Source organism: Roseiarcus sp. (assembly GCF_052145395.1).
Lineage (GTDB): Bacteria > Pseudomonadota > Alphaproteobacteria > Rhizobiales > Beijerinckiaceae > Roseiarcus.
This window is the reverse complement of the sequence record NZ_JBKQOT010000458.1, coordinates 1-9,401: the sequence shown is the minus strand read 5'-3', so window position 1 is coordinate 9,401 and position 9,401 is coordinate 1. Positions and strand designations below refer to the sequence as shown.

The 9,401-nt window shown below is 66.2% G+C and carries 9 protein-coding genes; 1 reads left to right on the top strand and 8 read right to left on the bottom strand.

Annotated features, from left to right (window positions below):
* Positions 1-84: 84 nt before the first annotated feature.
* The 5 genes from ACLP25_RS15625 to recG all read right to left on the bottom strand — a co-directional run bounded on the left by ACLP25_RS15625 (position 85) and on the right by recG (position 6,458).
* Positions 85-945 (bottom strand): FRG domain-containing protein, encoded by an 861-nt coding sequence (locus ACLP25_RS15625; RefSeq protein ID WP_442470106.1) that lies wholly within the window; start codon positions 943-945, stop codon positions 85-87.
* Between the two features lie 260 nt (positions 946-1,205).
* Positions 1,206-2,201, bottom strand: coding sequence for an aldo/keto reductase (locus ACLP25_RS15620; protein ID WP_442470105.1), 996 nt, complete (start codon positions 2,199-2,201; stop codon positions 1,206-1,208).
* A 61-nt stretch (positions 2,202-2,262) separates the two neighbouring features.
* Positions 2,263-3,000 carry an SGNH/GDSL hydrolase family protein gene (locus ACLP25_RS15615; protein WP_442470104.1) on the bottom strand — a complete coding sequence of 246 codons (738 nt, stop codon included), beginning with the start codon at positions 2,998-3,000 and terminating at the stop codon, positions 2,263-2,265.
* A gap of 11 nt (positions 3,001-3,011) precedes the next feature.
* The gene (locus tag ACLP25_RS15610; RefSeq protein WP_442470103.1) at positions 3,012-4,154 is read right to left on the bottom strand and encodes an OpgC family protein; all 1,143 of its coding nucleotides are present in this window, start codon (positions 4,152-4,154) and stop codon (positions 3,012-3,014) included.
* A gap of 204 nt (positions 4,155-4,358) precedes the next feature.
* Positions 4,359-6,458 (bottom strand): ATP-dependent DNA helicase RecG, encoded by a 2,100-nt coding sequence (gene recG / locus ACLP25_RS15605; protein WP_442470102.1) that lies wholly within the window; start codon positions 6,456-6,458, stop codon positions 4,359-4,361.
* 146 nt (positions 6,459-6,604) lie between these two features.
* Between recG and ACLP25_RS15600 the strand changes: the two genes are divergently transcribed.
* Entirely contained in the window at positions 6,605-7,003 is a 399-nt protein-coding gene (locus tag ACLP25_RS15600; protein ID WP_442470101.1) for a PaaI family thioesterase, read from the top strand.
* Positions 7,004-7,208: 205 nt separating this feature from the next.
* On the opposite strand, the gene ACLP25_RS15595 is transcribed toward ACLP25_RS15600, so the two are convergent.
* The 3 genes from ACLP25_RS15595 to ACLP25_RS15585 form a co-directional block, all read right to left on the bottom strand.
* On the bottom strand, positions 7,209-7,913 hold the full coding sequence (locus ACLP25_RS15595; RefSeq protein ID WP_442470100.1) for a hypothetical protein: 705 nt from the start codon (positions 7,911-7,913) through the stop codon (positions 7,209-7,211).
* Positions 7,914-7,983: 70 nt separating this feature from the next.
* Positions 7,984-8,904, bottom strand: coding sequence for a 16S rRNA (adenine(1518)-N(6)/adenine(1519)-N(6))-dimethyltransferase RsmA (gene rsmA / locus ACLP25_RS15590; protein WP_442470099.1), 921 nt, complete (start codon positions 8,902-8,904; stop codon positions 7,984-7,986).
* Positions 8,901-9,401, bottom strand: a 501-nt coding sequence (locus tag ACLP25_RS15585; RefSeq protein WP_442470098.1) for a 4-hydroxythreonine-4-phosphate dehydrogenase PdxA, incomplete at its 5' end; no start/stop codon positions are given. The genes ACLP25_RS15585 and rsmA, both read right to left, overlap by 4 nt.

Sequence of the window (9,401 nt, the reverse complement as noted above, 5' to 3'; positions counted from 1 at the left end):
ATGTAAAAACCAAGCCTGTAAATCGCTGATTTTGAGAGATGGCATGCAAACGGGAAAGCCCCTAGGTGGCAGACCTTGGAACGATCAATCCGGAGCCTCGAATGTCTCACTGACAGGCGTGATTTTGGACATGATGTATTTCGCCGCCGACTCGATCTCCGGGAAAAGCGTACTGGCGTTGATGTTGATCCCGTCCAGTTCATCTAGGATGTCTCGCTTCGCTCTGGCTGGCACCTTTGTCCGGAAGACCTCGATGCCGAACTCGTTACCGCGAAGCGCTGATCTTAGTCCGAAAATCAAGAAGGCACCTTGCTGTGCAAGGATTCTCTGATTCGTCTGTTTCGGTTTGACCGCGAAGATGCTCTTGAGGTCAGACAACCCGATCTTTGGCAGAAAGTATGGTTTCTCGACCTTGATGAAATGCAAGAGACGTTCGCCGACGTCGCTTCCGTTAAGCGTCTCGGAGTCCTGCGTATGGCGGATTTCGTCACGCTGTCTACCGGTCAGATTCGACAGATTTGCGATGCAGCTTACCGTGTCACTATCGAAATACTTAATATTCGATTTCCTGATGTAAAATCTGAAGAACTCGCCGTCCTTGTGAAGGCGATCAAGGCACGCGAAATACAGGGCCACGAGAGGATTATATGTTATGTCGAGCAATCGAGTTGGTAGCGAGTAGTGTTGCATTCGAACCAATTGTTCGAATGCGGTCTTGTCATCCCTGAATTCCTTCGGTTGGATCGAGATCAGCTCGCGGAGGATGTTTTTCTCGTCACGACGATATTCTTTTCTGCGGAAGAGGGATGGCGTTAGGTTATACGTCTTGTCTGAATGACCACGATAGATATTGACGTATCCGGGCGCGGGCTTACAATCACTCAAGATCGTGAAGAGACCTGATAAGCTCGCAATCTCAGCGGACTCTGTCAGATTGACAGCCATAGGTAACCATCACTGCTGCGCGATTAGCTGCGTATACTAGCTTATACACTTACAGCTCTAAGGCAATAGGCTAACGGTTCCGATCTCAGGGCTGACCGACAACCGTTCGGGCTGATTTGGCGGCCTTTCGGAAGCTGAGTGCCAGTTGGCCCTTGCCGCTTCGACTGCCTTCCGCCGTGAGCCATGAGGTGGGTGCATTAAAGGTCCGTTTCCTGCCTTCGCGACATCGACAGTCGGGGACCCAGCGCTGATTTCGACCCCTAATACTTCTCGATGCCGACCCACTGGGCGTCCGCGTATCGCTCGCCTGCGGCGAAGCCGACCGGCAGGATCCGCTCGATCTCGGCAAGCCGGGCCGCGTCGATCTCGAAGTCCGCCGCGGCGGCGCATTGCTCCAGGTGCTCGGCCGTGCGGCTGCCGGGAATCGGGACGATGTGCGGCGCCTTGGCGAGAATCCAGGCGACGGCGAGCGTCGCGGGCGCGACATCCCAGGACTTGGCGAGCACGAGGAAGGGCGCGAGCCGGTCGCGGTTGCGCCGCCAGTTCAGACCCTGGAAGCGCGGATTGCCGTGACGGAAGAAGTCCTTGGGGTCGAAGCTCTCGACGTCCTGCAAGAGGCCGCTGAAAGAGCCGCGCCCGACCGGCGAGAAGGCCACGAACAGCGCGCCTGTCTCGGCGCAGGCCTGGACGAGCCCCAATTCGGGACCTCGGGTCCAGAGCGAGTATTCCGACTGGACGGCGGCGATCGGATGCACGGCTGAGGCGCGCCGCAGCGTGTCGGGGGCGATCTCCGATAGTCCGATCGCGCCGATCTTTCCGGCTTCGACGAGGCGGGCGAGTTCGCCGACCGTGTCCTCTACGGGAATGCGCCGGTCGATCCGATGCACGTAGTAGAGATCGACCTGGTCGACGCCGAGTCGCTTCAGCGAGCCTTCGAGCGCCTCTCGCATGTGCGCGGCGCTGTTGTCGTGGTCACGCCTCCCGTCGGGCAGCCGGCGGATGGCAAACTTGGTCGCAAGGGTGATTTTCGCCCGCCGGCTTCGGTCCTCGGCCAGGAACTTGCCGATGACCGTTTCGCTGAGGCCCTCTCCGTAGACGTTCGCGGTGTCCCAGAAGTCGGCGCCGATCTCCAGCGCCCGCGCCAGCGCCCGCAAGGAGTCGCTCTCGGTGGTCGGCCCGTAGAAGCCGCCGAAGCTCATGCAGCCGAAGCCGACCGCGGAAACTGTCGCGTTGGGCCCGAAGCGCCGCCGCTTCATCGATATCCTCGTGGAAATTTCTGGAAGTCGTCCGAGGCTTTGAAGCCGCCGGACGATAACGTCAAGACCGGTCGCCCGGACCCTTCGCGCCGGCCTGGGCGCCGCCTCCGGCCGCGTGCTCGATTTCCTCGGCGAGCGCATGAGCGAGACACCGGTAGCCGAGATCGTTCATGTGCAGTCCGTCGCCCGAAAGCAGGGCTAGCGCCTTTTTCATGCCCCACTGTTTCATCATCGCGTAGCGCGACAGCACCGGAACCCGCAGTTTTTCGCCGATCTCATTGACGATCCCGACAAAGCGCTCGTAGCGCTCCACGTCTGGCGTCTTCAGCGTGAATTGCGGGCCGACCAGCATGAGGGGGACCTTGGCCGCCCGCGCCGCCGCAATGCCACTCTCGACGGTGGCGCGGAACAACGCCTCGTCCACCCCGACGAGGGCGTCATTGGTCCCGACCTGCCAGATCACCAACTCGGGCCAGCCGCTCTTCAGGGCCGCCTTCAGCCGCTGCAGCGTCGTGGCCGCGAGTTCGCCCCCGACGCCGGCGTTCCTGACCTGGGCGGCGATCTTGTCTTCGCGCCCCAGTTCGTCCGCAAGCAGCGCGGGGTAGGCGTGAGAGGGCGTACTCGCGCCTATGCCTGCGGTGGACGAAGACCCGATGGCGAGAATTTCCAGCTTGCGGTCCGCGCCGCTGTCGAGACTGGCGAGCTTGGCGCTGTTGGCGTCGAATTCTGCCGGCGCGGCCGGACATTCGTCCGCACACGCGGAGCCGGCGCCGAATAGCAGACTCGCCCCGGCGACCAAGGCCAGACCGGCTAAACGGCTCCCGAAGGAACCATGGCGGAGGGCGGGACGGACGTGTTTCTGCACTCGATCCAGCGGGCAAGAGCAAAGAGAGCGGCTAGGCCCGCTAGCGTGTACGCGAGTCCGGCGAGTTGCTCAACCCCCGCCGAGAAATAAGGTTGTCCAGCGCCGAGCGCCGCCTGGGCCAGCGCGGTTATGACGCAGCCCGCGGCGAAGACCGCCAGTCCATTGCGGCCGAGGCGCTGGACCGCCCGGCCGGCGGCGCTGTCGACGATGCGCTTCATCTGAGGCGCAACCTGGGGCGCAACGGAGATCAGGTAGGCGAGCGCCGCGAAGTGCACGAGTCGCGCCAGCCCAAGGTCCTGCTTTGCGAGGTCGAGCCGCGAGAAGGTTGCATCCCGCAAGCCCGGCGCCGCGCCGGCGGCGTTCGTCGCAACGAACGCCGCGAGTGCGAGGAGCACAAGGCTTGTGGCGATCAGGCCCATGTCCGCCCGGGGCGGCCCCTTGCGCCAGATCACGGCCGAAACGAGCCCCATGGTGAAGACGAGTTGCCACGCAAAGGGATTGAAGAACCAGGCGCCGGGCTCCGGCCAGTTCGGCAGATGCAGTCCGTAGGTGCGCGACGCGACATAGATCCCCACCGACACCGCGAGCGCCAGTCGGACGTCTCGCATCGCCAAGGCGAGCGCGACCGGCGCCCACAGCATGAGCACGATGTAGAGCGGTAGAATATTGAAGTAGCCGAGCTGATGGGTCAGGAAGGCGAGGCCGGCGAGCCCGGCTGCAGGCTGCTCGAACACATAGGAACGGCCATGCGCCTGGATGAGTTCATCCACGCCGCTCACCCAGAATGCGAACGCGAAAATGGCGAGCGCGGACAGAGTCAGCGCGATATGCGCCCCGTAGAGCTTCAGCGCCCGCTGCAGGCAGCCGCGCGCAACCGTAGCGAAGCCGCGGGAAAGGGCGCGGGGCGCGTAGACCATTCCGACCGAAAGGCCGGAGATGAATACGAAGGCCTCGGAGCTGTCGGAAAGCCCATAGTTCCTCGGCGTAAACGATTCGAGCACATTGCCCGGGATATGGTCGACGAGGATCGCGACCAGCACGGCTCCCCGCCAGAAATCGATGTCGCCGACACGCTTTGCGTTCGCCATGGGACGCTCATCTCAAGAATGGCGCCACCCCTGCCTGTTGTAAGCCGCCTGGCGCGGCCGATGATGTGATGATCTTGTCGTCCTAACGCGCAAGTCACCGCGAAGGTTCATCGCCTGGGCGCCGCGCATTCCCACGATTGCGTGATCGCCCGAAAATTACCGCGCCCGGCTGCGCCGGGCAAATCACGAATCCGGAGCGAGGGGTCAGCCGGCCTCGAGGAGTTTCGCCGCCTCGTCGCGTTCAAACAGGTAGAGCAGGAGCCTCAGCGCCCGTCCCTCGTCGGTCGCGAGCCGGTCGCTCAGCGCGAGCGCGGCCTCGGCGCCCCTGCGCGCCCGGGCGAGGAGAGCGCCATGGACATCGAGCCGGGCGAAGCGGAAACCGGGAGCGCCGGCCTGCCGGGCGCCGAGCACGTCGCCCTCACCGCGCAGGCGGAGATCCTCCTCGGCGATGCGGAACCCATCCTCGGTTGCGCGCAGGGTTTCGATCCGCGCCTTGGCCGTCTCGCCGAGCGGCCCCTTATAGAGCAGGAGGCAGCTCGAGCGGCCTGCGCCCCGGCCAACCCGTCCGCGCAGCTGATGCAGCTGGGCGAGGCCGAACCGCTCGGCGTGCTCGACAATCATGATCGTCGCCTCCGAGACGTCGACGCCGACCTCGACGACCGTGGTCGCGACCAGAACTTTCGTCTCGCCGCGCTCAAAGCGCTCCATCGCGGCGTCCTTGTCGGGCCCGGCCATCCGGCCGTGCACGAGCCCGACCGCCCCGCCGAAGATCGACCGCAACGCCTCCGCGCGGTCTTCCGCCGCGGCGACGTCGAGCGTCTCGCTCTCTTCGACCAGCGGGCAGATCCAATAGGCGCGCGCGCTCTGGCCGAGCGCTCGCGACAGCCCGGCGACGACCTCGTCGATCCGCTCGATCGGCATGGCGCGGGTGTCGATCGGCTGCCGGCCGGGTGGTTTCTCGCGCAAGGCCGAGACGTCCATGTCGCCAAAATAGGCGAGCACGAGGGAGCGCGGGATCGGCGTGGCGGTCATCACCAGAAGGTCGACCGCCTTGCCCTTGTCCGCGAGCGCAAGGCGCTGCCGGACGCCGAAGCGGTGCTGCTCGTCGACGACCGCGAGGCCGAGATCGGCGAAAACGACGTTCTCCTGGAAAAGCGCGTGCGTGCCGACGGCGATGTCGAGCTTTCCCGCCGCCAAAGCCGCCAGGGTCTCGCGGCGCTTGGAGGCCTTGTCGCGCCCGGTCATCAGCGCCATGCGCAGGCCAACCGTGTCAGCGAGCGGCGCCATGCGATCGAAATGCTGGCGCGCTAGCACCTCGGTCGGCGCCATCATCGCCGCCTGCCGGCCGGCCTCGACCACCTCGGCCATGGCGAGGAGCGCGACGACGGTCTTGCCCGAGCCGACGTCGCCCTGCAACAGCCGGATCATGCGCTTTTCCGCTCTGAGGTCGGCCCGGATCTCCTCCACCGCCTGGCGTTGCGCGCCGGTCAGCGAAAACGGCAGCGCCGCCTCGAGGCGGCGGCCGAGCGTCCCCTCGGCGACATGCGCGCGGCCGAGGGCCTTCCGCATGCGGGCCCGCACCAGGAGCAGGGCGAGCTGGTTCGACAGAAGCTCGTCGTAGGCGAGGCGCGTCATGGCCGAGCCGGCCGGGTCCACGTCCTCGGGCGCGCCCGGCCGGTGCATCGCCGCGAGCGCCTCGGCGAAGCCCTGGAGTTTCAGGCTTTCCAGCGCCTCCTCAGGAATCCATTCGGGCAGGCTCGGCAGGCGCTTCAGCGCGCCGTCGGCCGCACGCGCGACGGTGCGCTGGTAAAGGCCTTCGGTCAGCGCGTAGACCGGCTCGACCGCGGGCAGGCGGGCGAGTTCCTCCGCGTCCATCACCCGGTCGGGGTGAACGATCTGCCGGACGCCGTCGTAAAGTTCGAGCTTGCCGGAGATCCAGCGCGTCGCCCCGACCGGCAGGCGCGCGCGCACCCATTCGGGGTTGGCGAGGAAGAACACCAGCTCGACATCGCCGGTGTCGTCCTCGACCAGAACCTTGAACGGCGCGCGCGATCGCAGGGTTTGTGGCGCCCGATGCTCCACGACCCGGGCCTGGATTGTGACGACGGTCCCTGGGACGGCGTCGCGGATTTTCGGGCGGGACCGGCGGTCCAGGGTCGCATAGGGAAGGTGGAACAGGACATCGACGACGCGCGCGCCCTGCGGCCGGTCGAGCATTCGGTCGAACAGTTTCGCGTTCTTGGGCCCGATTCCGGGAAGCGTCGCGGCCGGGGCGAACAGGGGATCGAGGAGCGACGGGCGCATGCCGCGTTATAGCAAGTCCACGGCGGCGTCGAAGACGCGCGAGGGAAACTTGTCGCTCGCGGCCTCCCGCTGCTCGGAACCGCCCGGGACTGGCCAAGATGGCCTCGTCGTCCCATGTTCCCGAAGCCAAGCCAGGGAGGCCGCCCATGACCCCGCTCGATCGAATACGCGCCAACCCGCTTCCATTCGCTGGCGTTCTCGGACTGGAGTTTGTCGCCGCCGATGAGGATCGCGTCTCCGCCCGCATGGTCGTTCGCCCCGACCTCTGCACGCTCGGCGGCGTCGCCCACGGCGGCGCGATCATGAGCTTCGCCGACACGCTCGGCGGGGCCCTGGCCTTCATAACCCTGCCGGAAGGCGCCGCAGGCACGACGACTTTGGAGAGCAAGACGAACTTTGTCGGCGCCGCCCGCGCCGGAACGTCGCTCCTCGGCGCCTGCGCCGTCGTCCATCGCGGGCGGCGGACGCAGGTGATCCAGACCCGCGTCGAAACCGAAGAGGGGAAGCTGGTCGCGCTGGTGATTCAGACGCAAATGACTTTGTGAGCGGAGGATCGCGCCCCGACTTGCTGAGCGATCAGCGGCTTCGCCAAGCCGGCGATGGAAAATCGGGGGCGTTCCAGCGCCACGCCCTGAGGGCGGCACGCAGCCCAGAGTGGCCGCGTTGCTTTAACCCTCCGATCGGACACGCTTCGGGAGCAAAGGTCTGGATGATCGCAAGAGGGGAGGCGCGCAGCTGATACGCCCGGCTCTAATCGGACGTCCGGTCGTCCGCCAGCCGGGACTCCCGCTCGACGTTCGACGGCTCGCCCTGACCGGCCCGTTTCTTCGGATAGATCCGCAAGCGCCTCACGTCGAAGGGAGGGGCGCGCCATCGGTGGACAGCCGCGTCGTAGTCGCGCTCGCCGGCCGCTCGCGCCTCGGGGCCGGCGGCGAGGAACCGCCGGCGAAACCAGATCTTGAGGACCAGGTCGTCAATCGATTCCAAGCAGTCCGAGATCGCGGCGCACAGATCTTCGATGTCAGACTTTCCCATGGCGACGGTGCGCAATTCGGCGGTTCCGGTCGCGGTCTTGCGGGTCGAAGCCTTGTAATGGCCCTCGATCCCCTTCGTGGGATCGGAATGGAAGAAGCAATGGACGACGTCGTTCCGGGCTTCCCGGATCTCGTCGAACAGTGCGCCCGTCTGTGCGGCCTGAGCCCAGAGCAACCGATCCGGCCAGCGCCTTAGCTCCTGCTTCAAGAGGTTGGTGAAGAGCTTCACGAGCGAGACATTGCCGAGGCTCGCGATAACGAGTTCGCCAACGTCCTGGTCCCAGCCGGCCGTCACCCAGATTAGCGATGCGAATTTTCTTTCCAGCGCATTCCAGCCGAAATTGACGAAGCCGATGCTGGCGAGATGCTCGTCGTCGAGACCGGTCCACTGCCTCCTCGCCATGGGAGTGTTGATGAACACTGACGGCTCTCCTCGTCACAGTTTGATCCGCGCCGGCGTTGGACGGCGTGGGCTCGCGCCTCGCCCAAGTCTAGGCCCGTCCGCCGCGCCCCGCGAGCGCCGGTTCACGCTTGAGAGGCGGCTGGCCGTGCGCGGCGGCGCGCGCGAGGCGCACGAAACCCGCGATTTCGACCTCCTCGGCGCGCGACGTGGGGTCGATGTCGGCGGCAGCGAGGAGTTGAGCAATGTCCATGCCGCGAGAGACCGCGAATCCCTTGAGCGATTGGCGCAGCATCTTGCGCCGCTGCCCAAAAGCGGCCTGGGCGGCGGCGGAGAGCAGCCGTGGATCGCAGGGGTCGAGCTTTGTGCGCGGAACGAGTTCAACGACGCTGGAGACGACCTTCGGGGGCGGGGTGAAAGCGGACGGCGGCACGTCGAACAAAATACGCGCGTCGGCGCGCCAGCCGGCCAGCACGGCGAGCCGCCCGTAGTCGGCGCGCTCGGCGGGCGTGGCGACGATGCGCAAGGCGACCTCGCGCTGGAACATGAGCGTCAGCCGGTCAAAGAATGGCGGCCACGGTTCGACCTCCAGCCAGCCGGTCAAGAGCCGCGTCCCGATGTTATAGGGGAGATTGGCGCAAATCCGGATCGGGCCGCCGCCGGCCCGCGCGATCAGCGTCTCCGGCTCGACCGTCACGGCGTCGGCGGCGATGACTTGGAGCCTTCCCGGCCAATGGGCGGCGATCTCGGCGAGCGCCGGCAGCGCGCGCTCGTCGCGCTCGATGGCGATCACTGTCTTTGCGCCTTCGGCGAGGAGCGCGCGGGTCAGGCCGCCGGGGCCGGGGCCGATCTCGATGACGGCCACGCCAGCGAGCGGACCAGCCGCGCGAGCGATTTTGCCGGTCAGGTTGAGGTCGAAAAGGAAATTCTGGCCGAGCGCCTTGCGGGCGTCGAGCCCGCAGCGCGCCACCACCTCGCGCAACGGCGGCAGCCCGTCCGCGGCGAGCGTCATTGCGTCAGCCGGTCGGCGAGCCTGAGCGCCGCCATCAGGCTCGCCGGATTGGCGACGCCGCGGCCCGCGATATCGAAGGCCGTGCCGTGATCGGGCGAAGTGCGCACGAACGGAAGGCCGAGGGTGACGTTAACGCCCTCGTCGAAAGCGAGAGTCTTCGCCGGGATGAGGCCCTGATCGTGATACATGGTTAACGCGACGTCATAGCGAGCGCGCGCGCCGGCGTGGAACATGGTGTCGGCCGGCAGCGGGCCGATGACGTCGATTCCCTCGGCGCGCAGGGCCCCGATCGCCGGCGCGATGATCGTGATCTCCTCGCGCCCCATAGCGCCGCCCTCGCCGGCGTGTGGGTTGAGCCCGGCGATAGCGAGGCGGGGCCGGGGGAGATGGAACCGCGCTCTGAGATCGCGATCGACAACTCGCCCCGTCTCTACGATCAGCTCGCGCGTGAGCGCCTTCGGCGCTTCCGACAGCGCGATATGGATGGTGACCGGCAC

Coding starts and splice junctions, on each gene's coding strand:
- rsmA (WP_442470099.1), bottom strand. CDS start 8,904: ATGACGCTCGCCGCGGACGGGCTGCCGCCGTTGCGCGAGGTGGTGGCG.
- ACLP25_RS15600 (WP_442470101.1), top strand. CDS start 6,605: ATGACCCCGCTCGATCGAATACGCGCCAACCCGCTTCCATTCGCTGGC.
- recG (WP_442470102.1), bottom strand. CDS start 6,458: ATGCGCCCGTCGCTCCTCGATCCCCTGTTCGCCCCGGCCGCGACGCTT.
- ACLP25_RS15610 (WP_442470103.1), bottom strand. CDS start 4,154: ATGGCGAACGCAAAGCGTGTCGGCGACATCGATTTCTGGCGGGGAGCC.
- ACLP25_RS15620 (WP_442470105.1), bottom strand. CDS start 2,201: ATGAAGCGGCGGCGCTTCGGGCCCAACGCGACAGTTTCCGCGGTCGGC.
- ACLP25_RS15625 (WP_442470106.1), bottom strand. CDS start 945: ATGGCTGTCAATCTGACAGAGTCCGCTGAGATTGCGAGCTTATCAGGT.